Source organism: Bacillus sp. FJAT-18017 (genome assembly GCF_001278805.1).
Classification (GTDB): Bacteria; Bacillota; Bacilli; order Bacillales; family Cytobacillaceae; genus Bacillus_D.
The window spans coordinates 3,295,644-3,321,836 of record NZ_CP012602.1 but is presented as its reverse complement, the minus strand read 5'-3'; the positions used below and the strand labels follow the sequence as shown (position 1 = coordinate 3,321,836).

Below are 26,193 nucleotides of genomic sequence, written 5' to 3'. Positions count from 1 at the left end.
TTAGGACAGTTGTTCGAGGGCGAAACTATATTATTGATGACTGGAGAATCGGCATGCAAATCAAATTGATTAATATCGGGTTCGGGAATATTGTTTCTGCCAATAGAATTATTTCGATTGTCAGCCCCGAATCTGCACCGATTAAAAGGATCATCCAGGATGCCCGCGACCGTGGTTCCCTGATTGATGCCACATACGGGAGACGGACAAGGGCTGTCATTGTCATGGACTCAGACCACGTCATACTTTCTGCGGTCCAGCCGGAAACAGTTGCTGGCAGGCTTTCGGGCCGAGATGATATATTGGATGAAGGGTAGGTTGTACGCACAATGCAGGAAAAAGGATTACTGATTGTACTATCGGGGCCGTCAGGAGTAGGAAAAGGCACTGTGAGAAAGGAAATTTTTTCTCAGCCTGACACCTCATTTGAATATTCGATTTCAATGACCACAAGGAGGCCGCGTGAAGGGGAAGTCCATGGTGTGGATTACTTTTTCAAATCGAGGGAAGAGTTTGAAGAGCTGATTGCACAGGGCAAACTTCTTGAATACGCTGAATATGTCGGGAATTATTACGGGACACCTGTTGATTACGTCAGGGAAACCCTGGATTCCGGCAAGGATGTTTTTCTTGAAATTGAAGTAAAAGGTGCGAAGCAAGTCCGGGAGAAGTTTCCGGAAGGCTTGTTCATTTTCTTGATGCCGCCAAGTCTTACTGAATTGAAGAATCGGATTGTTACTCGCGGAACCGAATCCGAGGATCTGATTAATAACAGGATGCTGACGGCTAGGGAAGAAATTGAGATGATGCACCTGTACGATTATGTAGTAGAAAATGATAGAGTCGAGCTGGCTACCGACAGAATTAAGGCAATAGTTACAGCAGAACACTGCCGGCGTGAACGTGTTGAAGAGCGGTACATCAAATTATTGGAGGCGGAATAATTGTTATATCCATCTATTGATTCCTTGTTAAATAAAATTGATTCAAAATACTCACTCGTGTCTGTTGCAGCAAAACGCGCACGTTTTCTTCAGCAAAATGATGACTTGCGTCTTGATAAATATGTTTCCCACAAATTTGTCGGCAAAGCACTTGAGGAGATTTACGTAGGGGAACTTTCCTACCGTGTCGTAAATAGGGCCGACAATTCAGCGGAATAAACATTACTCAATACCTACATTGAACTATTAACAAGCGCCCGTTCCCAGGGCGCTTGTTCCTTTTTTTGGGATGGCTTATCGATCATTTGACAGCATTCTTAAGAAAAATTCAGTACTTTTGATCACACTGTTTCTTCAGCTAATTCTTTTTCGAAAATTGAAATATACCATTAAAATATAAGTATGTTTGGTCCCGAAACTGGAGCTTGGCTCATTAATGCCCAATAGATGAAAAATTGAAAGCATTCCTTCATAATGAGGATAGTGGTTGAAACGAGACGGAGGAGTACCAAATGTTAAACGGTAAGAAAGTATTATTATGTGTGACAGGTGGAATTGCGGTATATAAAGCAGCTGCTCTAACATCAAAGCTGGTCCAGGCAGGCGCTCATGTAAAAGTGGTCATGAGCGAGTCTGCAATGCAGTTTGTTACGCCGCTTACATTCCAGGCATTGTCCCGGAATGATGTTTATACAGATACCTTTGATGAAAAAGATTCGGCAGTAATTGCACATATCGATCTGGCAGATTGGCCTGATTTGGTCATTTGCGCACCGGCAACAGCCAATACAATTGGCAAATTGGCTGCCGGGATTGCGGATAACATGGTCACGACCATTCTGCTGGCTACTACAGCTCCCGTATGGATAGCTCCTGCAATGAATGTACATATGTACGAGCATCCTGCTGTAAAGCGGAATATTGAAATTTTATATAGTTTTGGATATAGATTCATCGAGCCTGGTGAAGGGTACCTTGCCTGCGGCTATGTAGGGAAGGGAAGGCTTGAGGAACCGGAGAAAATCGTTGAACTTGCACAGCTTTTTTTTAGCGGAGAGCATGGTTTATTAAAAGGGAAAACCGTTTTAGTGACCGCAGGGCCTACGCGTGAGCGAATTGATCCAGTACGTTTCATTACAAATGATTCAAGCGGCAAAATGGGATATGCGATTGCTGAAGAAGCTGTCAGGGAAGGTGCCCGCGTTATCCTCGTTACAGGACCGGTTGCCCTGACCCCTCCCAAAGGGGCGGAAGTAATCCACATCGAAAGCGCACAGGACATGTATGAAGCCGTCCTTCGCTGCTTTGATGAAACGGATTTTGTAATTAAGTCTGCTGCAGTTGCTGATTATCGGCCGAAGATTACCCACCAGCAAAAGGTGAAGAAGCAACAGGGAGATGAGGCTATCGAACTGGAACGTACGAAGGATATTCTCATGGAGCTAGGAAAAAGAAAGACTCACCAAGTACTGATTGGTTTTGCCGCGGAAACCGAGAATCTTGAAGAATATGCAAAGAAGAAGCTTTCATCAAAAAATGCCGACATGATTGTTGCTAATAATGTAAAAACCATAGGTGCCGGCTTTCATGGGGACACAAACATTGTCTCTTTATTTAAAAAGGATGGAACGAGCGAGAGCCTTCCGCTGATGACGAAGCAGGAGGTAGCCAAACGGATCATTGCAGAAGCTTCAACTCTGGCAGGGGGAGGCCGGTAAATGAATATTGCAAGTGTAATAGTGGATGTCCCGGCAAAACAAACAGACAAGCCTTTTGATTATTTGATTCCCGATAAGTGGGTTAATACAATTGTCCCAGGGATGAGGGTGGTAGTCCCTTTTGGCCCTAGGAAGGTTCAAGGTTTTGTCGTAGGCTTGAAAGACCGCTCCGAATTTGACAGGCTTAGGGAAATCCATGAACCAATGGACTTGATGCCTGTATTGAATGAGGAACTATTAAGCCTTGGTAATTGGTTGACGGAGAATACGCTGAGCTTTAAAATTTCCGCGTTCCAAGCGATGCTGCCTGCAGCGCTAAAAGCGAAATACGATAAGAAGGTAATATTGGCACAGGACAGAACAGTCGAGGAGCTGCCCGTGAATTTACGCCATCATTTTGAAGGCAACGGTGAAATAGGCTGGGAAGATGCTGTCAAAGGAGGGCTGGTCCCGACTTTGCAAAAGCTTGCTTCGGATGGATTCGTTGAAGTCATTTATGAAGTGCGGGAACGAATGAGAAAGAAACATCTCAGATATGTGTTTCCGCTCCATACTCCTGAAATCTTAAAAGAAGAAGCCGGCAAAATACCTGGCAGGGCTATCAAACAGTTGGAATTGCTGGATTTTTTTATTAAAAATCCCGATCCTATTGAACTTAGAAAAATAACATCTGAACTTGGCTTTTCGGCATCTGCGGTAAAGGCACTGGTAGACAAGGGAGTCCTGGAGGAAAAAGATCTCGAAGTCTACCGAGATCCTTATGAAAACAGGAATTTTGAAAAAACCAAGCCCCATAGCCTTACAGATGACCAACAGTCAGCGATTTCACCAGTTCTTGCTTCCATCGAAGAGGAAAGGCATGAGGTTTTCCTTCTTTATGGTGTCACCGGCAGCGGAAAAACAGAAATATACTTGCAGTCCATTCAGGAAGTAATCAATAAAGGCAAAGAAGCAATTGTTCTCGTTCCTGAAATTTCTTTAACACCTCAAATGGTCGAAAGATTCAAAGGCCGTTTTGGAGACGAGGTGGCTGTATTGCACAGCGGTCTCTCAGCTGGCGAAAAATACGACGAGTGGAGGAAAATACAGCGCCGGGAAGTGAAGGTCGCTGTGGGAGCGAGGTCGGCCATTTTTGCTCCGTTTGAAAACCTTGGCATTATGATTATTGATGAGGAACACGAAACCAGTTACAAGCAGGAAGAAATGCCGCGTTACCATGCCAGGGATGTAGCCATTGAAAGAGGCAAGAAGCATTCCTGTCCGATCATTCTTGGAAGTGCGACACCCTCACTTGAATCGTTTGCCCGTGCGCAAAAAGGAGTTTATACACTTCTTAGTCTGCCTTACCGGATGAATGCCCAGCCAATGCCCGATGTTCAAATCGTCGATATGAGGGAAGAAATGAGGTCGGGGAACAGGTCAATGTTTTCAAGATTGCTTTTTGAAAAAATTGAGGACAGGCTGGAGAAAAAGGAACAGATTGTTCTTTTCCTGAATAAGAGGGGACACTCATCTTTTGTCATGTGCCGGGACTGCGGTTACGTCATGGGCTGCCCACATTGCGACATTTCTTTGACCTACCACAGGATGAATCAGCAAATGAAATGCCATTACTGCGGCTATGAGACTCATGTTCCGCTTATTTGTCCGGAGTGCAACAGCGAACATATCCGCTATTTTGGGACAGGCACACAAAAGGTTGAGGAGGAACTCGGCAAATTGCTCCCTCATGCCAGAGTCGTCAGGATGGACATGGATACAACGACAAGGAAAGGTTCTCATGAGAGGCTTCTGAAGGAATTTTCCGAAGGCCATGCCGATATTCTTCTGGGGACGCAAATGATTGCCAAGGGGCTCGATTTTCCGAATATTACACTAGTCGGTGTATTGTCTGCAGATACAATGCTGCACTTGCCTGACTTCAGGTCGTCGGAAAAGACATTCCAGCTTATGACACAAGTAAGCGGAAGGGCGGGCAGGCATGAATTGCCGGGTGAGGTCGTCATTCAAACGTATACACCAGATCATTACAGCATTGAACTGTCGGGAACACAGAATTACGATCTGTTCTATCAACGGGAAATGATGGCCAGGAAGGTACACAAATATCCTCCTTTCTTTTATTTGGCACTTGTGACAGTCAGCCATGATCAGCTGATGAAGGCAGTATCCGTGACAGAGCAAATCACTTCGTATATTAAAGCAAGAGTATCGGAGGATGCAGTAGTTCTGGGACCGGTTGCGTCCCCAATTCCACGGATTAATGACCGTTACCGATACCAATGCCTGGTGAAATACAAGCGCGAACCCTCCCTTAACGAAACTTTAAAAATGGTCCTCGACCAGTATCAAAAGGAAGAAGGCTCTTCAGGCCTTCAGGTTTCGGTTGATATAAATCCGTATTTATTAATGTAATATACTATTACACTGATATTTTTAGGGAAAATGGAACCAAATCATTTTCCCTTTTTTAAACATGAAAGATACTGAAGATTTTTGGCAAAAATAAGAAGTAATCTGGATGGTTCTCAACGATATATAGGATGAAATAATGAATCTTTTTTGATTGTAACGGAAGGCGCGAAGACTCCTGTGGGGTCTCCCCGCCCGCCCACGGAAAGCGAAGCGCCTGTAGTGGAGATCAAAGATCAAACCAAATTAGTTTGTTTTATATAGTAATTCTGTAATTTACAAACTGGAGGAAGTATAGTTGGCAATACGAAGAATGGTTTTGCACCCTGCCGAGATTCTTGAGCAGCCGTGCAGTAAAGTAGAACGATTTGATAAGAAATTAGGGAAATTGCTTGATGATATGTATGAGACCATGATTGAATACGATGGCGTCGGTCTGGCCGCCCCGCAAATAGGCAAGCCTATTCGTGCTGCTATTGTCGATATAGATGATGAAAACGGGACAATTGAAATGATCAATCCGCGAATTCTTGAGACTTCAGGGGAACAAACCGGAGCGGAAGGCTGCCTAAGCTTTCCGGGCTTATATGGTGAAGTAACCAGGCCCAACTTCGTGAAAATCGAGGCTCAAAACAGAAAGGGAAGAGGCTTTGTCCTCGAAGCGGAAGGATTCCTCGCAAGGGCAATACAGCATGAGATTGATCACCTGGACGGAATTTTGTTTACTTCGAAAGTTAGTCGTTATTTGAAGGAAGAAGAACTGGAGGGGGCAGAAGCCAATGACTAGGATCGTGTTTATGGGCACACCCGATTTTTCAGTGCCAGTATTAAGACAATTACTTAAAGACGGCTATGAAGTTGTCGGAGTTGTAACTCAGCCAGACAGGCCTGTTGGCAGGAAAAGAGTGCTCACACCGCCTCCAGTCAAGGCCGAGGCGCTAAAGCATAACATCCCTGTTCTGCAGCCAGAAAAAATCAGGATGAAAGAGGAGCTGGAAAAAGTACTCGCACTGGAGCCTGATCTAGTTGTGACCGCAGCGTTTGGGCAAATATTGCCCAAGGAGCTTCTTGATGCACCCAAATATGGCTGTATCAATGTCCATGCATCACTGCTGCCGGAATTAAGGGGTGGCGCGCCAATTCATTATTCGATTATCGAGGGCAAAGAAAAGACTGGAATCACCATCATGTACATGGCTGAAAAACTTGATGCCGGTGATATCCTCACACAGGTTGAAGTCCCGATTACAGAGACCGACAATGTGGGGACTCTCCATGACAAGCTGAGTACTGCAGGCGCGAAACTCCTGTCAGAAACAATGCCAAAGCTCCTAAATGGGGAATTGAACGGGATTAAACAGGATGACTCTTTAGCAACTTTTGCTTTTAATATTAAACGTGAACAGGAAAAAATCGATTGGTCAAAGTCTGGGGAAGATATCTATAATCAAATCCGTGGAATGAATCCTTGGCCAGTTGCATACTCGACACTTGAAGGGCAAACCGTTAAAATTTGGGCAGCTGAAAAGATACCTGCCGAAAAAAAAGGGGAGCCAGGTGAAATAGTTGCCATCAACCCTGATGGAATAATTGTTTCCGCAGGAAGTGGTTCTAATGTGAAAATCACTGCCCTACAGCCTTCAGGGAAAAGGACTATGGAAGCGGCGGAATTCCTCCGCGGAGCAGGATCTCAGCTTCAGACGGGCAGTAAATTTGGAGACTAGTCATTTCTCTCCCATTATTGAGAGAGAGAATTAGATAGGACAGTTTCTTTAGGATTGAAAGGAGAGAAGGGCTAGACTAGAGCCCGAATTGATGGCGCAACAAAGCAGAAATGTCCGTGAGGCCGCTTTAAGCCTTTTGGAATCAGTAGAAAAAAACCAGGCGTATAGCAATTTGCTGCTGAATAGTGCTATTGAAAAGAATGCTGTTCCTCAGCGGGACATCGGCCTATTGACGGAGCTTGCCTATGGGACACTACAGCGCAGTATGACACTCGACTATTATCTTGCCCCGTTCCTTAAAACAGGCAAGAAAATTGAACGCTGGGTAATCCTGCTTTTAAGGCTGACACTATATCAGATGATTTATCTTGACCGAATCCCTGATCACGCTGCAATCAATGAGGCTGTTGAAATAGCCAAAAAGCGGGGGCATAAAGGGATTTCTGGAATGGTCAACGGTGTATTGAGAAGTATTCAGCGTGAAGGCGTTAGGCCTCTTGAGGCAATTGAGAATCCCGCGGAAAGGCTGTCAATCGAAACTAGCCATCCACTTTGGCTGGTAGAAAGATGGATTGCGCAGTTTGGTTATGATAAGACTCGGGAAATGTGTGAAGTAAACCTTACAGCCCCACTCCAGACAGCGAGGGTAAATCTTCCAAAAATAACCCGCCAAGATTGTGTTGCGCTTTTGGAAGAAGAAGGGTATGCTGTGGAAATTAGTCCGATTATACCCGAGGCAATCCGTGCGCTTAAGGGCAATCTGGCTTCCTCGAAAGCGTTTAAGGAAGGTTTCCTGACTATCCAGGATGAAAGTTCAATGCTTGCCGCTTATGCACTTGGAGCAATGGAAAATGAATACATTCTTGACGCATGCGCCGCCCCTGGCGGTAAAACAACTCATATTGCTGAAAAGCTTGGCGGTACTGGGGCGATTGTTTCCCTCGACTTGCACGAGCATAAGGTCAGGCTGATTGAAGACAATGCTTCAAGGCTTGGGCTTCAAAACATTGAGGTACATGCGCTTGATAGCCGGAAGGCCGGGGAACGTTTTGAGCCCGGCACATTTAACCGGATCCTTCTAGATGCTCCCTGCTCAGGCTTGGGAGTAATGAGGAGAAAGCCGGATATGAAATATGTAAAAAAAGAGGGCGATTTAACAGGCCTCGCTAAAATCCAGCAGGACTTGCTTGATTCGGTTGCTCCGCTATTAAAAAAAGGCGGTATCCTCGTTTATAGTACGTGTACAGTCGACAGAGAAGAAAATCAGGCTAGTGTTGAAGCTTTTCTGGGAAGACACCCGGAGTTTGAAAAGGATATGAGCCTGGCAGATAGGATGCCTGAGCCTGTACGTCCGTTAATTGATGGCTTTGAATTACAAGTACTCCCTCAGGACTTTGGGTCGGACGGATTTTATATTGCAAGTTTACGAAAGAAGGTGTAACAGGTTGGTAAATATACAGACAGCAAAGAATGACACAACCGAAGAAAAGCAAAAAAGGTCAATTTATTCCCTGGAACTTCATGAGTTAAAGGAATGGCTAAAGGAGCAGGGAGAAAAACCTTTCCGGGCTGAGCAGATTTTTGATTGGCTTTACAAAAAGCGGGCAGCCTCCTTTGAGGACATGAGTAACCTATCCAAAGAATTGAGGGATAAACTTGATGAAAACTTCAAGTTAACAACGCTCACAACTGCGATTCAGCAAACATCAGCTGATGGCACAATCAAATTTCTGTTTGAGCTCCATGATGGTTATTCAATTGAGACAGTCCTTATGCGCCATGAATACGGAAATTCTGTTTGCGTAACGACCCAGGTTGGCTGCCGGATCGGCTGTACGTTCTGCGCATCAACTCTTGGAGGTCTAAAACGCCACTTGGAAGCAGGAGAAATCGTTGCTCAGGTTGTCAAGGTACAGCAAGCACTTGATGAGACTGATGAACGGGTTTCCTCGGTCGTCATCATGGGTATCGGAGAACCGTTTGACAACTATGATAACATGCTGTCATTCCTTAAGATTATCAATCATGACAAGGCACTGAACATAGGAGCCCGCCATATTACCGTATCAACTAGCGGGATCATTCCAAAAATCTATCAGTTTGCCGATGAAAACATGCAAATCAACTTTGCCATCTCTCTGCATGCACCAAACTCGGAGCTCAGGTCACGCCTCATGCCAATAAATCGTGCTTATAAACTTGATGATTTAATGAAGGCTGTAAGGTATTATATTGATAAGACTGGAAGAAGAATCAGCTTCGAGTACGGGCTGTTCGGAGGAGTAAACGACCAGGTTGAGCATGCGGAGGAATTAGCAGTCCTCCTAAAGGGATTGAAATGCCATGTCAATTTAATCCCAGTCAATTATGTTCCTGAACGAGATTACGTTAGGACTCCGAGAGACCAGATTTTTGCCTTTGAAAAAGCGCTTAAGAACAGGGGCATCAATGTCACCATCAGGCGCGAACAAGGGCATGATATCGATGCTGCATGCGGACAGCTGCGCGCGAAGGCGCGTGAGGAGGAGTTAAAAAAATAAGTCCAAAGTCCTCCGGTTCCAGTTGTTTGAAAGCGTAGTTTATTACACGTATTGCTTGCTAATTGGCGGGTGAGGCTACTTTGATGGAACTCGAAATCCATTGATAGCAAGTTACAGGCTGCTTAAGCTGCTTAAAAGAACAAACAAGTTCATGGTTAACCGAAAGGAGAGAAGGGCAATTCTTCCCAACGAAAGGCTATGCTTTTTGACGGAGCAATCTTGCCCGATTTGGATGAAATCGGTCTATATGACAGACCAGGGGAAAATTCGCAGCCACAATGAAGACACCGGTGGCATTTTTGTCAATCGGGACGGATTCCGCCTAGCCATCGTAGCGGATGGAATGGGCGGGCACCGTGCCGGAGATGTTGCTAGCAGCATGGCACTAGATGGCATGAAGGTAGCTTGGGAGCAAGCTTCAGGAATCAGAACAGCGGAACAGGCTGAAAAATGGCTTGAGGAGAGAATCAAGGACGTTAATAGCTCCTTATTTGCTCATGCCCGTAAGAATGAAGAATGTGATGGAATGGGGACCACGATTGTAGCAGCGATTACCCTGGACGGTTTTGCAACAATTGCCAATATCGGGGACAGCCGCTGTTATATACTGAATGAAATAGGATTCAGGAAAATTACAGAGGATCATTCACTTGTTAATGAATTGCTCCGTTCCGGCCATATTTCAAAGGAGGATGCTGAAAATCATCCTCGGAAAAATGTTTTGCTTCGTGCCCTAGGAACCGAAGAGAATGTTGAGATGGATATCACGACAATTATGTTCGAGGAAGGGGATGTACTCCTGCTTTGTTCAGATGGCCTGTCAAACAAGGTCAGTGAACAGGAAATGGGGGAGACCCTTAAAAGCGAAACCAGTCTTGGCGAAAAAGCGTCCAAGCTTATTTCACTTGCCAATGAGTATGGCGGGGAGGACAATATAACACTGGTTATAGTCGAGTTTACCGAAGTCAGCGAGGGTGATAACTAGATGATGATTGGAAAACGGATTAGCGGACGCTATAAAATCCTTGATGCCATCGGCGGCGGTGGCATGGCCAATGTTTACCTCGCCCATGACATGATTCTTGACCGCAATGTTGCTGTCAAAATGCTCAGGCTCGATTTTGCCAATGATGAGGAATTCATCAGGAGGTTCCACCGTGAGGCCCAATCGGCCACCAGCCTTGCTCATCCCAACATAGTCAGTATCTATGATGTCGGTGAGGAAGATGATCTTTATTATATCGTCATGGAGTTTGTCGATGGACAGACATTGAAACAATACATACAGCACAATTCTCCGCTGCGGGTTGATTCTGCAGTTGATATTATGAAGCAGTTGACCTCGGCGATTGCTCATGCCCATCAGAACCATATCATACACCGGGATATCAAGCCACAAAACATACTTGTCGATAAGGACGGGAACGTCAAGATTACCGATTTTGGAATCGCGATGGCCTTAAGCGCAACAAGTATTACCCAGACGAATTCAGTTCTTGGCTCGGTTCATTATTTATCACCCGAACAGGCACGTGGGGGGATGGCGAATCGAAAATCCGATATTTATTCACTTGGAATTGTAATGTTTGAACTCCTTACTGGAAGGCTTCCGTTCTTTGGGGAATCCGCGGTTTCAATTGCCTTGAAACATTTGCAGACGGAAACGCCATCAGTTAGGCGCTGGAATCCGCAAATACCTCAAAGTGTTGAAAATATTGTACTGAAGGCGACTGCAAAGGACCCATTCCTGCGTTACGACAGTGTCGAGGAGATGGAGGAAGACCTTCGGACATCGCTCTACCCTGAACGGGTTAATGAACCAAGGTTCGTCATCCCGGCTGACAATGATGCAACGAAGGCAATACCAGTCATAACAGGCGATAAACAGATGAAAAATCTTGATGAAACCATCGTCCATACGCAGGATAAAGGGAATGTGGGCGAAGCCGCCTCGGGCATTAAAAAGGATAAAAAGCCCAAGGAAAAGAAAAAGAAGAAAAAATGGCCGATCATCCTCGTCTCTACATTTGTAATACTGGCCCTTTTAGGGATTATGTCGGTAACTGTTTTCCCGGGACTTTTCGCAACAAAGGATGTTCAAGTGCCGGATGTATCAGGCAGCGAGATGGATGATGCAATTACCGAATTAGTAGGGCTGGGGTTTATTATTGGTGAGACGAAGTATATAGCTGATGAGGAGATTCCAGAGGATTCCGTTGTTAAAACCGATCCTCCGGCAGGCGACACTATAAAAGAAGGAACCACTATCGACCTGTATGTTAGCTCCGGGAAGAAAACATTTGAGTTTTCCGACTATGAGGGACGGGATTTTGAAGATACTGTCTCTATGCTAGAAAAGGAAGGTTTTAAAAATATTAAGGAAATTCCTGTTTTTGATGAAAGCAATCCGGGAACGATTTTAAAGCAGAATGTTCAGAAAGGCAGTAAGGTTGTACCGGACGAAACCGATCTAGAGTTCACTGTTAGCCAGGGACCAGAAAAAATCACCCTGCGCGATCTTAGCGGGTACAATGAAAAAAGCCTGAATGATTATGCAGATTTGACAGGGCTGAAGGTAACCATTGGCAGTGAAGAATATAGTGAAGAAGTTGAAGCTGGGCTGGTCATTTCCCAGAAACCAAAAGCAGGTGAAGAATTGGTTAAGGGAGAAACAGTGACTGTCGTCCTTTCAAAAGGGAAGGAAGAAATCCCTCCGAAAAAACATAAACTTGAAATTACGATCGAGTACAATCCAACTGTTCCGGGACAGCCGCAGGAATATACAATTTACCTTGATGATTTTACCCATAGCATGACAGAGCCTTATGCCACCGGGGTTTTAACTGAAACAAGGACATTTAATATTGATCTTGAGGTTCCTCACGATAAGAAAGCCGGGTATCAAGTGATTGTCGATAATATGGTTGTGCAGGAAGACACAATTTCTTACGACGAAGTTGAATAACAATTGGCATTCCCTAAACCGGGTGCAAAGAGAGTAATGCATTTAAAAAATGAAGAAGCAAGGAGTGTGGCTATGCCAGAAGGGAAAATAATAAAGGCATTGAGCGGATTTTATTATGTAGTCCATGAAGGCACTGTGACACAATGCAGGGGCCGGGGTGTATTCCGCAAGAATAAAATTACACCGCTTGTTGGGGACGAAGTTGTTTTTCAGGCAGACAATGAACAGGAAGGGTATATCCTTGAAGTGAGGGAACGCAAAAATGAACTCGTCAGGCCGCCAATTGCGAATGTTGACAGAGCTATTCTTGTCTTCTCAGCTGTTGAGCCCGCCTTCAGCCCTGCCTTGCTTGACCGGTTTCTGGTTCTTGTGGAATACAACCATATCGAACCAATTATTTGTATTACAAAGACCGATCTCGCAAGTGAGAAGGAAATGGAAAAACTTGAAGAGTTTGCACAGGATTACCGGGCTGCAGGCTATGATGTTCTGCTAGTTTCCTCGGAGACAGAATCAGGAATTGAACTGCTGTCCCCCCATCTTGAAGGAAAAATCTCCGTTTTCGCCGGCCAGTCCGGGGTGGGGAAATCCTCTCTTTTAAATGTGCTCCGTCCAGACCTGGAGTTGAAGACGGACCATATCTCCTCGCATCTTGGAAGAGGCAAGCATACTACCAGGCATGTCGAGCTGATTGAAATTGGCAACGGCCTTGTTGCAGATACGCCAGGCTTTAGTTCGCTCGAGTTTATGGAGATAGAAGCGGAGCAGCTAACTGCCTGCTTCCCTGAAATACAGAAGGCAAGTGAGAAATGCAAATTCAGGGGCTGCCTTCATATGAAAGAACCTAAATGTGCTGTGAAAGCAGCGGTGGAGGATGGTGTTATACCTCGTTACCGCTATGAAAATTATGTGAACTTTTTGCAGGAAATAAAAGATAGAAAGCCGAGGTACTAAATATGGTTAAAATTGCACCATCAATTTTGTCTGCGGATTTTTCCCGGCTAGGAGAGGAAATTAAGGATGTAGAACGTGGCGGGGCAGATTATATCCATATTGATGTAATGGATGGACACTTTGTCCCAAACATCACGATAGGTCCGTTAATTGTGGAAGCTGTCCGTCCTGTCACAGAGCTCCCGCTTGATGTCCATTTAATGATTGAAAACCCGGATCAGTATGTTGAGGCATTTGCTCAAGCGGGTGCGGATTATATTACTGTCCATGTTGAGGCTTCCAGACACTTGCACAGGACCATTCACTTGATCAAGAGCTTCGGGGTTAAAGCAGGAGTTGTTTTGAATCCTGCTACACCAGTTGATTCGATTAAGCATGTTATTGAGGATGTTGATATGGTCCTGCTTATGTCTGTTAACCCAGGCTTTGGCGGGCAAAAATTCATCGAGGGTGTCCTGCCCAAAATACGAGAGGTCAAAAAAATGGCTGAATCGTTTGGAAAAGATATAGAAATTGAAATCGACGGCGGTGTTAATGCCGAAACTGCAAGGCTATGTGTGGAAGCTGGAGCGACCGTCCTTGTGGCAGGTTCTGCTGTATATAACAAAGAGGACCGGGCTGCAGCAATTGCTGCAATCAGAGGTCAATAATTTACAACCCGATTCGCCAGCTTAAACAGCTGGCTTTTCTCATTTTCTTTAGCAACTTTTTTTATACGGGAGGTAACAACGTGATGAAAATAATCAATATTATGGCGGGAGGGCCTCCAAGCCTTGTTCCCCCAACTGAAAGTTTAGCAGAAGAACAATGGATAGGTGTCGATCGCGGAACTATTGAACTTTTACAAAGGGGGATTCGTCCCTTTGCAGCCTTCGGGGACTTTGATTCAGTTTCAATTGAAGAGCTTGATAAGGTTAAAGCAGCTAGTCCCAATTTGGCAAAGTTTCAGCCCGAAAAAGATGAAACAGATATGGAATTGGCATTAATATGGGCTCTTGAACAAAAACCAGACTGTATCCGGCTGTTCGGCGCAAGTGGAGGAAGAATTGATCATTTCCTTGCCAACGTCCAGCTTGTTGAAAAGTTTGCGGTACTGGTTCCGGAGGTGCCAATTGTTATACAAGATACAAGGAATACAGTCTCCATAAAAATGCCGGGTACCTATACAATTAAAAAAGATTTAGAAAAGAAATATATTTCATTTTTGCCTAGTTCCCAGATAGTAAAAGGCCTAACTTTAAAAGGGTTCAAGTATCCTCTTCAGAACCAGACCGTTGAAAAAGGATCCACTCTTTGTATTAGTAACGAACTTCTTAATGATAGCTGTACTTTTTCATTTTCCGGAGGCATATTAATAGTCATAAGAAGCAATGACTAAAATGTGCTTCGCCAATAAATGTACTCATTCATACTTTTTGGAATACCTTAATTATGACTGCAGCTTGAGTGAGAGCGGCGTGAATAGGTGAGGAGGGGCGATATGAAATTCTATACGATCAAACTGCCAAGATTTTTAGGTGGAATTGTACGGGGACTGCTGGGTATGTTTAAAAAGAGTGAATGAAAACAAAAGCGGAAGCGCCTCGGTTATCGCCGTACAAACTTGGATGGACTTCGACTGAGATAAAGGCAGGGACGAGGCCTGAAGTTTGCGTACGTGCAGGCGCTTCTCATTACGCCATCGCGTAATTTCGTGCGATGCAATTTCGGGGTTGCTTTCCTTGTGGAGCTAGACGTAGAATGACTTGGTTAAAAGTTATCGATGGCCGCCAAAATGATAATTTCTTTAACTACTAAAAATGGGCACCCTTGTGAAAGGGTGTTTTTATTTTATTATCAGAAAGTATATCTTTTCTTTGAGAACTGTCTAGCTCCACAAGAAATGCTTCGGCAGCCAAAGCATCGCACGAAGAAAAAGCGGTAGCTTTTTCGAGGAGCGCCTAGCGCGTAGTGCCCTTCGCTCTCCGCCCTACGATAAGTCAAGCACGAATGCGCTACGCTCTTCGTGTTTCCTTTATCTCAGTTGGAGAGACTCCAGGTCATACGGCGCTGGGCAAGGCGCTTGCGCTTTTCTTGTAGCATTTAAAAGTATCTACGATTCTCTCTTTTTACAAAAAGAAAAGGCATCCCAGGGGATGCCTTTTCTGGCTAATCGTATTAAACGCGTTCTACTTTGCCGGATTTAAGCGCGCGAGCAGAAACCCAAACACGCTTTGGCTTTCCATCAACAAGAATGCGAACTTTTTGCAGGTTAGCACCCCAAGTACGCTTGTTAGCGTTCATAGCATGAGAACGATTGTTGCCGGTTGTTGTTTTCTTACCAGTAATAACACATTTGCGTGGCATATTTTTTCCCTCCTTAACATCCGAAAGCTATCACACATCTTACGTTTTATCAAGAAAATCCGGTTCTTCTCCCGGAATTGGGGATATACTCCATTCCCCGTTGCTAAAAGATACTTTAATAATTTATCACACAACGAAAATGATTGCAATAGCTTTGGTTGCAGGTTTCAAGAAAAAAACCTTGACATCGAACAGTGTGTATTGCTGTATAATAAGCATGGCAGTATAACTTTTAAAAATGATGCGACTATAGTAAAATGACCTTAGCAAATAAGCTGAAGAAAAAGCATAAGCTCCTTGAACTTCCCCGGCCAGCAAAGATAGGGTCACGCAGGAATGACCTGCTCTCCGGTTGGAACGGCTTGGGACCTCAAGTGGCTTAGACACTGAAGCTGGGAAATTCTCTTAGGGAAGGTCCAATATTTACTTTAATCAAAAGGGGGAACGTTCATGTCCATCGAAATGAAAACGAAGTACGGGCAAATCGATATTTCAAATGAAGTGATCGCGACCATATCAGGCGGTGCTGCTATAGACTGTTACGGAATTATAGGGATGGCTTCAAAAAATCAAATCAAGGACGGGCTCACTGATATTCTTCGCAGGGAAAACTTTACCCGCGGTGTGATTGTGCGCCAGGAAGATGACCAGGTACATATCGACATGTACATCATTGTCAGCTACGGGACGAAAATTTCCGAGGTTGCCCACAACGTGCAATCTAAAGTGAAATATACCCTCGAAAAAATGGTCGGTCTAAAAGTCGACTCGGTCAATATTTATGTTCAGGGAGTTCGGGTAACGAACCCGTAGTGAGAAGGGAGTATTTTTGTTAATGAAGCAATTAAATGGTATACATTTTGCAGAGATGGTCATCCAGGGTGCCAATCACCTTTCAGCGAATGCGAAGTATGTTGATTCGCTTAATGTTTTTCCTGTACCCGATGGAGATACGGGAACAAATATGAATCTGTCCATGACTTCAGGTGCAAAGGAAGTTAAAGCGAACGTCCAGGAGCATATCGGAAAGGTAGGAACCGCTTTATCAAAGGGCCTTCTGATGGGGGCCCGCGGCAACTCGGGGGTAATCCTTTCCCAGCTTTTCCGCGGCTTTGCAAAGTCGATTGAAGCAAAAGCGAGCATTGGAGGCAAAGATTTTGCAGCTGCTCTTGAAGCTGGTGTCGATACTGCATATAAAGCTGTCATGAAGCCGGTTGAAGGAACAATTCTTACAGTAGCGAAGGATGCCGCGCGAAAGGGAGTCCAGGTTTCCAAATCTACAGATAATATTATTGAGATTATGGAGGCGGTCCTTGCGGAATCCAAGGCATCATTGAAGCGCACACCCGACCTTCTTCCTGTGTTGAAAGAAGTCGGTGTTGTCGATTCCGGCGGCCAGGGCCTGGTCTTTGTTTATGAAGGTTTCCTTGCTGAACTAAAGGGAGAGCAGCTGCCTGATACTCCTGAAGCCTTACCATCCATGAACGACCTGGTAAGTGCGGAGCATCATAAGAGTGTACAATCCCATATGAATACAGAGGATATCGAATTTGGGTATTGTACGGAATTTATGGTCCGTTTCGAGTCGGAAAAGCTTGCGAAAAAGCCGTTCAAGGAAGAGTCATTCAGACAGGATCTTAGCCAGTATGGTGATTCCCTTCTTGTCATAGCGGATGAGGACGTGGTAAAGGTCCACATACACTCAGAGCAGCCTGGTACCTGCCTGAGCTATGCCCAAAAATACGGAAACCTGATCAATATTAAAATTGAAAATATGCGCCTCCAGCATTCTACTATTGTAGGTGAAACCCATACACCTCTTGTGGCATCAAGAGCAAAAGCAGAAAGGCGCGAATACGGCATTATCACTGTTACGATGGGAGCTGGTATTGCCGAGCTGTTCCGTAGTATTGGCGCCCATTCCGTCATTGAAGGCGGACAGACGATGAACCCAAGCACAGAGGATATCGTGAAAGCGATTGAAGAAGTGAATGCTGATAAAGTTTTCATCCTGCCAAATAATAAAAATATTATTATGGCTGCCAAGCAGGCTGCGGAAGTTTCCGGTGCAGAGGCTGTGGTCATCGAGTCAAAAACGGTTCCCCAAGGTTTATCAGCGCTATTGGCCTTTAATCCGGGTGCAGACCTTGAAGCGAACCAGAAGGCAATGGCAGAAGCGATGAGCCATGTGAAGACAGGGCAAATTACGTTTGCAGTCCGTGACACATCGATTGATGGCCTTGAAATTGAGAAAGACGATTACATGGGCATCAACGAAGGCAAAATCATTGTAAAGAGTAAGGAAAAGATTACCTGTGCAAGGGAATTGCTTGCAAAAATGCTTGATGAGGATTCCGAGATTCTCACCATCCTTCAAGGAGAAGATGTTTCCGAGGAAGAGGCTGAATCTATCTCGACGTTTGTTGAGGAAAACTTCCCGAATGTTGAAATCGAAATCCATAACGGACAGCAGCCGCTTTACAGCTACATTTTTGCCATTGAATAAACCTCGCAATTCAGGCATCCTTCCAACGTGGAAGGGTGCCTTGCTTTTTTTAGGCGTTGTTGAATAAATAAGCTTTAAAAAGCCTTTTTGGTAGTAAAACATTTTTAACATTTTATCTTTTGTATTCCAGAAATTCATCCAGTATATAGAATTTGTCAAAATGTCTGCAAGTTCGTTAGAATATAAGATAAGGCCTGCAGTGACGAGGCCCAAAAAACCGGGTATTCCTGGTACGAGCAAGGGGAAACGTAATGAAATATAAAAGTGTATTTGATATTATTGGCCCAGTAATGATTGGTCCTTCCAGCTCTCATACCGCCGGTGCGGCAAGAATCGGCAGGGTAGCCAGGAGCCTGTTCGGCAGGGAACCGAAATGGGTCAATATCTCACTTTATGGCTCTTTTGCAAAAACATACCGCGGCCATGGGACTGATGTTGCTTTAATCGGCGGGCTGCTGGATTTTGATACAGACGACCCTCGCATCATTGAAGCAATTGATATGGCGAAGGGGAAGGGAATAAAAATAACTTTCATTGAGGAAGACGCAATTACAGATCATCCAAATACAGCCCGGGTTATTATAGGTGATGAAAAAGGAGAGCTTGAGCTTGTCGGCATTTCAATAGGCGGAGGCAAGATTGAAATCATTGAGCTGAATGGTTTTGAATTGAAGCTATCTGGTCACCATCCGGCCATACTGGTGGTCCATAATGACCGATTCGGGGCGATTGCTGACGTCTCCAATGTCCTGGCAAAAAATCAGATTAATATTGGCCATATGGAAGTATCCCGCAAAGAAGTAGGGAAAATGGCACTAATGACGATTGAAGTTGATCAAAATATCGGGCACGAATTGCTCGATCAGATAGAAAAGCTTCCTAATATCCTAAAAGTCACCAAGATTGTAGATTAATAAAATAAGGGGGTAGCATTATGATGTTCCGCAATGTGGCTGAGCTGGTTGAATTGGCAATCAGCAGCAATAAAAAAATATCGGAAATTATGATTGAACAAGAAATGGAAGTAACTGGCCGCTCCAGGGAAGAGATTGTCAAGATGATGGATCGAAATCTTGAGGTAATGGAACAGGCGGTTGAGCGAGGAATAAAGGGAGTTCACTCCCATTCCGGCCTGACTGGCGGCGATGCAGTTCTTCTTCAGCAATATATCCAGAAAGGCAATTTTCTCTCAGGGGAAACATTGCTTGATGCTGTAAGCAAAGCGGTGGCGACAAATGAAGTCAATGCAGCAATGGGGACTATCTGTGCCACACCAACTGCCGGTTCTGCCGGTGTCGTTCCAGGAACGCTATTTGCTGTAAAAAACAAATTAAATCCTTCAAGGGAACAAATGGTATCCTTTTTATTCACATCCGGTGCATTTGGTTTTGTAGTAGCAAACAACGCATCCATTTCAGGTGCCGCGGGGGGCTGCCAGGCGGAGGTTGGTTCTGCGGCCGGAATGGCAGCTGCCGCACTTGTAGAACTTGCAGGCGGAACACCAGAGCAATGTGCCGAAGCGATGGCTATCACGCTGAAAAATATGCTGGGCCTTGTATGTGACCCAGTTGCAGGCCTTGTTGAAGTTCCATGTGTGAAACGGAATGCAATGGGTGCTGCGAATGCCATGGTGGCAGCCGATATGGCACTTGCGGGAATCAAGAGCAGGATTCCTTGCGATGAGGTCATCGATGCGATGTACAAAATCGGGCAACAGATGCCTACTGCATTAAAAGAGACTGCGCAGGGAGGTTTGGCGGCGACCCCAACCGGTAGGGAGCTGGAAGCGAAGATATTCGGGATTCCGCTGACAAAACAGTGAATACAAATCTCATGCAATCAGTAAAAGTTCTTAAAGGGATAGGCGATGAAACGGCGGAATTGCTTGCCGATTTAAATATTGTCACAATCCGGGACCTTCTTGAACATTTCCCGTACCGCTATGAAGATTACAGGCTGCGCGACTTGGCTGATGTAAAGCATGATGAGAGGATAACGGTTGAAGGGAAGGTTCATAGCGAGCCTTCCCTTGCGCGTTTTGGCAAAAAGAAGTCGCGGATGACTGTCCGCCTTCTTGTCGGACGTTATCTTGTCCAGGCTATCATTTTTAACCAGCCATATCTGAAGAGCAAAATTCAAATTGGGGAAACCATTACCGTTACAGGAAAATGGGATCAACACCGAATGGCGGTTACTGTCTCAGAAGTGCATATTGGTGAAAATCGCTCTGGGAAAATGTTCGAGCCCGTTTATGCGCTCCGCGGCAACTTAACAATGAAGAACATGCGAAAATACATTGCTCAGGCTTTTTCGCTTTACGGTAACGACATTGTAGAAACCTTGCCAGGCAGCCTGGTGCAAAAATATAGGCTGCCAAACAGGCGTGATGCCCTGAAGATTATGCATTTTCCGGACGATCCCGATGATGTGAAAAAGGCTAGAAGGCGTTTTGTTTATGAGGAGTTCCTGTCATTTCAGCTTAAGATGCAGGCGCTGCGAAAAATCGAACGCGAGCAATCACCGGGTATTGTTCATAAATATAACTTAGACAGGCTGATGGATTTCATTAACAGTCTCCCATTTCCGCTCACGGATGCACAAAAACGTGTTGTCAATGAAATACTCTCGGACATGAAATCCCCATATAGGATGAATCGGCTTCTTCAAGGGGATGTCGGTTCAGGAAAAACGGTCGTAGCAGCAATTTGCCTTTACGCATGTGTGACAACTGGCCGACAGGGAGCGTTAATGGTGCCAACTGAAATCCTAGCCGAGCAGCACGCTATATCACTAAGGGAACTATTCGAACCGATTGGCGTCAGGGTGGAACTGTTAACGAGCAGTGTGAAAGGAAAGGCAAGGCGTGAGCTTCTTGCCGATTTAGCGGAAGGAAAGATTCATATTCTCGTAGGCACTCATGCTTTGATTCAGGATGAGGTTTCGTTCGAAAAGCTCGGCTTTGTCATTACTGACGAACAGCACCGATTCGGGGTTGAACAGCGCCGCGTTCTCCGAGAAAAGGGGGAAAATCCGGATGTCCTGTTCATGACGGCAACACCGATACCGAGGACACTTGCCATAACCGTTTTTGGGGAAATGGATGTATCGGTTATTGATGAAATGCCGGCAGGAAGGAAGACAATTGAAACCTATTGGGCGCGGCAGGACATGCTGGATAGGGTTCTTGGTTTCATGGAAAAAGAGCTTCGCAAAGGGCGGCAGGCATACGTGATTTGTCCATTAATCGAAGAGTCGGACAAGCTTGACGTCCAAAACGCAATTGATGTTCATAGCACCCTATCTTTTTATTTTCAAAACAAGTTCAAGGTTGGTCTAATGCACGGAAGGCTGCCTTCTGTGGAAAAAGAGGAAGTGATGCGTGCTTTCGCTGAAAATGAAACCCAGGTGCTTGTCTCGACAACGGTCGTTGAAGTAGGAGTGAACGTCCCGAATGCCACAGTCATGCTAATTTATGATGCTGAACGTTTTGGACTTGCCCAGCTCCATCAGCTCCGCGGAAGGGTAGGCAGGGGAAGTGACCAGTCCTACTGTATTTTGCTTGCAGAACCAAAATCGGAAGTAGGCAAGGAACGAATGAAAATTATGACCGAAACGAACGACGGCTTTGTTGTAAGTGAGAAGGACCTTGAATTAAGGGGTCCGGGTGATTTTTTTGGAAAAAAACAGAGCGGTATTCCAGAATTCAAAGTCGCCGACATGGTTCACGATTACCGCGCACTAGAAACTGCTCGGAATGATGCAGCCCAATTAGTTCAATCCAAGGCGTTTTGGCATGCTCCAGAATACGCGGCCTTAAGGCAAGAATTGGTTGATACCGGGGTGTTATCAGGGGAAAAGCTCGACTAATATAAGCCGGGCTTTCTCTCTTTACCAGGCAACTTAACAAACTTATTGTTGCATTATCCAAATCTTAATTTTATACTACTATTAGTACCTAGTCATAAGAGCTTGGCGGTGTGAACATGAAACGAAACAAAAAGGAACGCCAGCGCTTGCTGGTGGAAACCATCAAAGAAAATCCTTTTATTACAGATGAAGAACTAGCCGAACGGTTTACAGTCAGTGTCCAGACAATCAGGCTGGACCGTCTTGAGCTCTCCATTCCTGAACTTCGCGAGCGAATCAAGAACGTAGCCGAGAAAAGATTTGAAGATGAGGTCCGCTCGTTGCCTCTAGAAGAAGTAATCGGTGAAATCATTGATATTGAGCTTGACCAGAATGCCATATCAATTCTTGATATAAAACCTGAACATGTTTTTAAGCGGAATAACATTGCCAGGGGACATCACTTGTTTGCGCAGGCAAATTCCCTGGCAGTAGCAGTCATAAATGATCAGTTAGCACTAACCGCAAAATCTTCCCTTCAGTTCAAACGGTCTGTCAAGGAAGGTGAGCGGGTAATCGCAAAGGCTAAAGTTACTAAAATTGACGAAGAACATGCCAGGACATTCGTGGAAGTCAATAGTTTTGTAAACAATGAACTTGTTTTTACCGGCGAATTTGAAATGTATCGCTCAAATAGGAACAAAGGTGGCAACTCGAATGAAAATAGCAATTGACGCAATGGGTGGTGACCACGCTCCAAGGGAAATCGTCCTTGGTGCTGTGAAGGCCGCCGATACATATAAGGATATCGAAATTACACTTATCGGTAATGAAAGCAAGATACGTGAAACTTTTACGAACCATGATAGAATTTCAATTTTACATACAGATGAAGTCATTCTAGGGACAGATGAACCGGTACGTGCCGTAAGACGCAAAAAAACTGCATCGATGGTTCTCGCTGCCCAGCTGGTGGCCGATGGCAAGGCTGATGCCTGCATTTCCGCCGGGAACACTGGTGCATTAATGGCTGCTGGACTGTTTGTAGTGGGCCGTATTGAAGGAATTGATAGACCCGCGCTAGCTCCGACCTTGCCGACAATCGGTGGTGAGGGCTTCCTTCTTCTTGATGTTGGCGCGAATGTAGATGCAAAGGCCGAACATCTTTTTCAATACGCCATAATGGGCTCCGTCTACAGCGAGAAGGTACGGGGTATACAAAACCCTCGTGTAGGGCTGTTGAATATCGGAACAGAAGAGAAGAAGGGCAATGAGTTATCCAAGCAGGCCTTCACATTGCTAAAAGATTCCGGCTTGAATTTTGTCGGCAATGTTGAAGCGAGGGACCTTCTTAATGGTATAGCCGACGTTGTTGTTACAGACGGGTTTACTGGAAATATGGTTTTGAAAACAGTCGAAGGCACTGCAATGTCCGTGTTTAAAATGCTAAAAGGTGCCCTTACGGCGGACTTGAAGAGCAAGCTTGCTGCAGCAGTTCTAAAGCCAAGCTTGTATGGGCTTAAGAACAAGATGGATTATTCCGAATATGGCGGTGCCGCTTTATTTGGCTTAAAAGCACCGGTAATTAAAGCTCATGGATCTTCAAATGCACAATCCCTTTTTAGTGCTGTTCGCCAAACGAGGGAAATGGTATCCAACGATGTAACGGGACTCATCAGGAAAACAGTAGAAGAGGCAACGAGTACAAAAAATGATTCTGAATAAGTAACGAGGTGCAACATGGGAAAAATAGCATTCATCTTTCCTGGCCAGGGTTCACAGGCCGTAGGAATGGGTAAGGAACTGGCCGAGGCAAATGGGGCAGGCAAGTCCCTATTTGAAAAAGCAGACCAAATACTCGGAGAAAGCTTGAGCAGCCTTATGTTTGAGGGGCCTCAGGAGGCTTTGACAAAAACAGTCAATGCTCAGCCTGCTCTTTTGACAGTTAGCACTGCTTTGGTGGAATTATTTCGTGAATCAGGAATCGAGGCTGACTACACCGCTGGTCACAGTCTTGGTGAATATTCCGCTCTGGTTGCCGCTGGAGCAATTCCATTCGAGGATGGTGTCTTCACGGTAAGAAAAAGGGGAGAATTTATGGAGGAAGCTGTACCGAATGGCCTGGGTGCGATGGCTGCTGTCTTAGGTATTGAGCGAGGCCCGCTTTCGGATGTTACAGCAGCTGTTTCAAATGAAGGACACCCTGTTCAGCTTGCTAATATCAATAGCCCGGGGCAAATTGTAATTTCGGGAACTGTTGAAGGAGTAAGGCTTGCGGGTGAAAGAGCAAAATCAGCCGGTGCCAAAAGAGTCATTTCTCTAGAAGTGAGCGGACCATTCCACTCGAGCCTTATGGAGCCGGCAGCGGGAAAACTAAGGGCAGTATTAGACAAAGCTGATATTAACAATACGACGATTCCAGTCATCGCAAATGTGGATGCCCAGCCGATGACAGATGCTGAAACCATTAAGGAAAACCTTATAAAGCAGCTTTATTCACCAGTTCTTTGGGAAGATTCTGTCCGAAAGATGATTGAACTCGGTGTCGATACATTTATCGAATTCGGTCCTGGCAAGGTACTTGGAGGGCTCGTCAAAAAGATCGACCGAAGTGTAGCAATCCTGTCGGTTTCCGATGTGGAAAGCTGTTATGCGGCAATTGCTGCGCTGAAGGAGGAAAAGTAATGAAACTTGAAGGAAAATCTGCTCTCGTAACCGGTGCCTCACGAGGTATCGGCAGAGAGATCGCTCTTGAATTGGCAAAGCAGGGAGCGAATGTAGCCATCAATTTTGCTGGCAGCGAGGCAAAAGCCAATGAAGTGGCAGAAGAGATTCGTGTCATGGGCAGGGACGCTTTCGCCATCCAGGGCGACGTTTCCGACCAAGAAGCGGTTGCCGCGCTGGTCAAGGAAACAGTCGGAAGGTTTGGCAGCCTGGATATTCTAGTCAACAATGCTGGTATTACCCGCGACAATTTGTTGATGAGGATGAAGGAATCAGAATGGGATGATGTAATTAACATTAACCTGAAGGGCGTATTCCTCTGCACGAAAGCAGTAACTCGTCAAATGATGAAGCAGCGAAGCGGCAGAATAATAAATTTAGCTTCAGTGGTAGGAGTCAGCGGAAATCCTGGGCAAGCTAATTATGTAGCTGCCAAAGCAGGTGTCATTGGGCTAACCAAGACAACTGCCAAGGAGCTTTCATCCCGGAATATTACCGTAAACGCAATCGCTCCCGGATTTATAACAACCGATATGACGCATAAATTAACCGAGGAAATAAAGGCGGAAATGCTTAAGCTAATCCCGCTCGCACGCTTTGGGGAGCCTGGTGACATCGCCAAAGCAGTCGTATTCCTAGCTTCCGACGACGCATCCTATATAACAGGCCAGACACTTCATATTGATGGTGGAATGGTGATGTAATAAGAAAAGCTGAAGGCGCCCGTTTAGCGGCGTATGGCCTAGAGGGCCTCGACATGAGATAAAGGAAACACGAAGAGCGCTTGCGATTCGATGTTGACTTATCGTAGTGAGGGGACCGAAGGACACTAGACGCTGGGCGCTGAAGCTAGACAATAAGAAAAGCGGAAGGGCCTGGTCAGCCCCGACAAGCGCTGGAGGGCCTCGATACGAGGTAAAGGAAACACGATGAACGAAGTGAATCGATGTTGACTTACCGTAGAAGAGGACCGAAGCGACCTCGAGGGGCTAGGCCCTGCAGCTAGACAATAAGAAAAGCGGAAGCGCCCGTTTAGCCCCGGCTCTGTAGGTGCGCCCCTAAAACTTAAAAATGGCAGGATCAATTCTAAGTGTTATAAAACTTAAAACCTGCGCATTAACGGCTTTCTTCCTGTAAGAAAATACACTATAATAGCTTGAGGGGAGGTGACAAGCATGGCAGAAGTACTAGAACGCGTAACAAAAATTATCGTTGATCGCCTTGGCGTTGACGAATCCCAAGTCACTCTTGAAGCTTCCTTCAAAGATGATCTTGGTGCTGATTCCCTGGATGTTGTAGAACTAGTAATGGAATTGGAAGATGAATTCGATATGGAAATTTCTGACGATGATGCTGAGAAAATCGGCACGGTTGGTGATGCTGTTAACTACATAAATAGCAAAAATTAGTCGCAGGATTTCTCTAGAGGCTCCGTTTTCAAACGGAGCTTTCTTCTGTATTATAGAACTAATGAACTTTCGATGCGCAACTTGGCGCGGGCAAAAGATTATGAC

General features: G+C 45.2%; 26 protein-coding genes. 25 read left to right on the top strand and 1 reads right to left on the bottom strand.

Annotated features, from left to right (window positions below):
* The first annotated feature begins 53 nt into the window (after nucleotides 1–53).
* The 15 genes from remA to spoVM all read left to right on the top strand — a co-directional run bounded on the left by remA (nucleotide 54) and on the right by spoVM (nucleotide 14,821).
* Nucleotides 54–317, top strand: coding sequence for an extracellular matrix/biofilm regulator RemA (gene remA, locus AM500_RS15520; protein WP_043933385.1), 264 nt, complete (start codon nucleotides 54–56; stop codon nucleotides 315–317).
* 12 nt (nucleotides 318–329) lie between these two features.
* Nucleotides 330–944 (top strand): guanylate kinase, encoded by a 615-nt coding sequence (gmk, locus tag AM500_RS15515; protein ID WP_053600023.1) that lies wholly within the window; start codon nucleotides 330–332, stop codon nucleotides 942–944.
* Nucleotides 945–1,163, top strand: a complete 219-nt coding sequence (gene rpoZ / locus AM500_RS15510; RefSeq protein ID WP_043933383.1) for a DNA-directed RNA polymerase subunit omega — start codon at nucleotides 945–947, stop codon at nucleotides 1,161–1,163. It begins immediately after the preceding gene.
* 293 nt (nucleotides 1,164–1,456) lie between these two features.
* Nucleotides 1,457–2,662, top strand: coding sequence for a bifunctional phosphopantothenoylcysteine decarboxylase/phosphopantothenate--cysteine ligase CoaBC (coaBC, locus tag AM500_RS15505; RefSeq protein ID WP_053600022.1), 1,206 nt, complete (start codon nucleotides 1,457–1,459; stop codon nucleotides 2,660–2,662).
* On the top strand, nucleotides 2,663–5,077 hold the full coding sequence (gene priA / locus AM500_RS15500; RefSeq protein WP_053600021.1) for a primosomal protein N': 2,415 nt from the start codon (nucleotides 2,663–2,665) through the stop codon (nucleotides 5,075–5,077).
* Between the two features lie 310 nt (nucleotides 5,078–5,387).
* Nucleotides 5,388–5,861 (top strand): peptide deformylase, encoded by a 474-nt coding sequence (gene def / locus AM500_RS15495; protein WP_442854014.1) that lies wholly within the window; start codon nucleotides 5,388–5,390, stop codon nucleotides 5,859–5,861.
* On the top strand, nucleotides 5,854–6,798 hold the full coding sequence (gene fmt, locus AM500_RS15490) for a methionyl-tRNA formyltransferase (RefSeq protein WP_053600019.1): 945 nt from the start codon (nucleotides 5,854–5,856) through the stop codon (nucleotides 6,796–6,798). The genes def and fmt overlap by 8 nt, the downstream gene beginning before the upstream one ends.
* Before the next feature lie 91 nt (nucleotides 6,799–6,889).
* Nucleotides 6,890–8,239, top strand: coding sequence for a 16S rRNA (cytosine(967)-C(5))-methyltransferase RsmB (gene rsmB / locus AM500_RS15485; RefSeq protein ID WP_053600018.1), 1,350 nt, complete (start codon nucleotides 6,890–6,892; stop codon nucleotides 8,237–8,239).
* Between the two features lie 4 nt (nucleotides 8,240–8,243).
* Complete coding sequence (rlmN, locus tag AM500_RS15480) at nucleotides 8,244–9,338, top strand: dual-specificity RNA methyltransferase RlmN (RefSeq protein WP_231688012.1); 1,095 nt, start codon at nucleotides 8,244–8,246, stop codon at nucleotides 9,336–9,338.
* Between the two features lie 232 nt (nucleotides 9,339–9,570).
* A complete protein-coding gene (locus AM500_RS15475; protein WP_053601741.1) occupies nucleotides 9,571–10,323 on the top strand; it encodes a Stp1/IreP family PP2C-type Ser/Thr phosphatase in 753 nt (250 codons plus the stop codon).
* Nucleotides 10,324–12,303 carry a Stk1 family PASTA domain-containing Ser/Thr kinase gene (pknB, locus tag AM500_RS15470; RefSeq protein WP_053600017.1) on the top strand — a complete coding sequence of 660 codons (1,980 nt, stop codon included), beginning with the start codon at nucleotides 10,324–10,326 and terminating at the stop codon, nucleotides 12,301–12,303.
* 72 nt (nucleotides 12,304–12,375) lie between these two features.
* A complete protein-coding gene (gene rsgA, locus AM500_RS15465) occupies nucleotides 12,376–13,257 on the top strand; it encodes a ribosome small subunit-dependent GTPase A (RefSeq protein ID WP_053600016.1) in 882 nt (293 codons plus the stop codon).
* Nucleotides 13,258–13,259: 2 nt separating this feature from the next.
* Nucleotides 13,260–13,907: a ribulose-phosphate 3-epimerase gene (rpe, locus tag AM500_RS15460; RefSeq protein WP_053600015.1), complete on the top strand. Its 648-nt coding sequence runs from the start codon at nucleotides 13,260–13,262 to the stop codon at nucleotides 13,905–13,907.
* A gap of 83 nt (nucleotides 13,908–13,990) precedes the next feature.
* The gene (locus tag AM500_RS15455; protein WP_053600014.1) at nucleotides 13,991–14,635 is read left to right on the top strand and encodes a thiamine diphosphokinase; all 645 of its coding nucleotides are present in this window, start codon (nucleotides 13,991–13,993) and stop codon (nucleotides 14,633–14,635) included.
* Between the two features lie 102 nt (nucleotides 14,636–14,737).
* Nucleotides 14,738–14,821, top strand: a complete 84-nt coding sequence (spoVM, locus tag AM500_RS15450) for a stage V sporulation protein SpoVM (RefSeq protein WP_043933373.1) — start codon at nucleotides 14,738–14,740, stop codon at nucleotides 14,819–14,821.
* A gap of 593 nt (nucleotides 14,822–15,414) precedes the next feature.
* Here spoVM and rpmB read toward each other — a convergent pair.
* Nucleotides 15,415–15,603, bottom strand: a complete 189-nt coding sequence (gene rpmB, locus AM500_RS15445) for a 50S ribosomal protein L28 (protein WP_043933372.1) — start codon at nucleotides 15,601–15,603, stop codon at nucleotides 15,415–15,417.
* A gap of 450 nt (nucleotides 15,604–16,053) precedes the next feature.
* Between rpmB and AM500_RS15435 the strand changes: the two genes are divergently transcribed.
* The 10 genes from AM500_RS15435 to AM500_RS15390 all read left to right on the top strand — a co-directional run bounded on the left by AM500_RS15435 (nucleotide 16,054) and on the right by AM500_RS15390 (nucleotide 26,088).
* On the top strand, nucleotides 16,054–16,416 hold the full coding sequence (locus tag AM500_RS15435) for an Asp23/Gls24 family envelope stress response protein (RefSeq protein ID WP_043933370.1): 363 nt from the start codon (nucleotides 16,054–16,056) through the stop codon (nucleotides 16,414–16,416).
* A 22-nt stretch (nucleotides 16,417–16,438) separates the two neighbouring features.
* Nucleotides 16,439–18,109, top strand: a complete 1,671-nt coding sequence (locus AM500_RS15430; protein ID WP_442853974.1) for a DAK2 domain-containing protein — start codon at nucleotides 16,439–16,441, stop codon at nucleotides 18,107–18,109.
* A 251-nt stretch (nucleotides 18,110–18,360) separates the two neighbouring features.
* Nucleotides 18,361–19,023, top strand: a complete 663-nt coding sequence (gene sdaAB, locus AM500_RS15425) for an L-serine ammonia-lyase, iron-sulfur-dependent subunit beta (RefSeq protein ID WP_053600011.1) — start codon at nucleotides 18,361–18,363, stop codon at nucleotides 19,021–19,023.
* A gap of 23 nt (nucleotides 19,024–19,046) precedes the next feature.
* Nucleotides 19,047–19,931 (top strand): L-serine ammonia-lyase, iron-sulfur-dependent, subunit alpha, encoded by an 885-nt coding sequence (sdaAA, locus tag AM500_RS15420; protein WP_053601740.1) that lies wholly within the window; start codon nucleotides 19,047–19,049, stop codon nucleotides 19,929–19,931.
* Nucleotides 19,928–21,976, top strand: coding sequence for an ATP-dependent DNA helicase RecG (gene recG / locus AM500_RS15415; RefSeq protein ID WP_053600010.1), 2,049 nt, complete (start codon nucleotides 19,928–19,930; stop codon nucleotides 21,974–21,976). Before sdaAA ends, recG begins: the two co-directional genes overlap by 4 nt.
* Before the next feature lie 116 nt (nucleotides 21,977–22,092).
* Nucleotides 22,093–22,689, top strand: a complete 597-nt coding sequence (fapR, locus tag AM500_RS15410) for a transcription factor FapR (RefSeq protein WP_053600009.1) — start codon at nucleotides 22,093–22,095, stop codon at nucleotides 22,687–22,689.
* Nucleotides 22,673–23,680 (top strand): phosphate acyltransferase PlsX, encoded by a 1,008-nt coding sequence (plsX, locus tag AM500_RS15405; protein WP_053600008.1) that lies wholly within the window; start codon nucleotides 22,673–22,675, stop codon nucleotides 23,678–23,680. Before fapR ends, plsX begins: the two co-directional genes overlap by 17 nt.
* 15 nt (nucleotides 23,681–23,695) lie before the next feature.
* Entirely contained in the window at nucleotides 23,696–24,640 is a 945-nt protein-coding gene (gene fabD / locus AM500_RS15400; protein ID WP_053600007.1) for an ACP S-malonyltransferase, read from the top strand.
* Nucleotides 24,640–25,383, top strand: a complete 744-nt coding sequence (gene fabG / locus AM500_RS15395) for a 3-oxoacyl-[acyl-carrier-protein] reductase (RefSeq protein ID WP_053600006.1) — start codon at nucleotides 24,640–24,642, stop codon at nucleotides 25,381–25,383. The genes fabD and fabG overlap by 1 nt, the downstream gene beginning before the upstream one ends.
* Nucleotides 25,384–25,854: 471 nt before the next feature.
* Nucleotides 25,855–26,088, top strand: a complete 234-nt coding sequence (locus AM500_RS15390; RefSeq protein WP_043933362.1) for an acyl carrier protein — start codon at nucleotides 25,855–25,857, stop codon at nucleotides 26,086–26,088.
* Nucleotides 26,089–26,193: the final 105 nt, after the last annotated feature.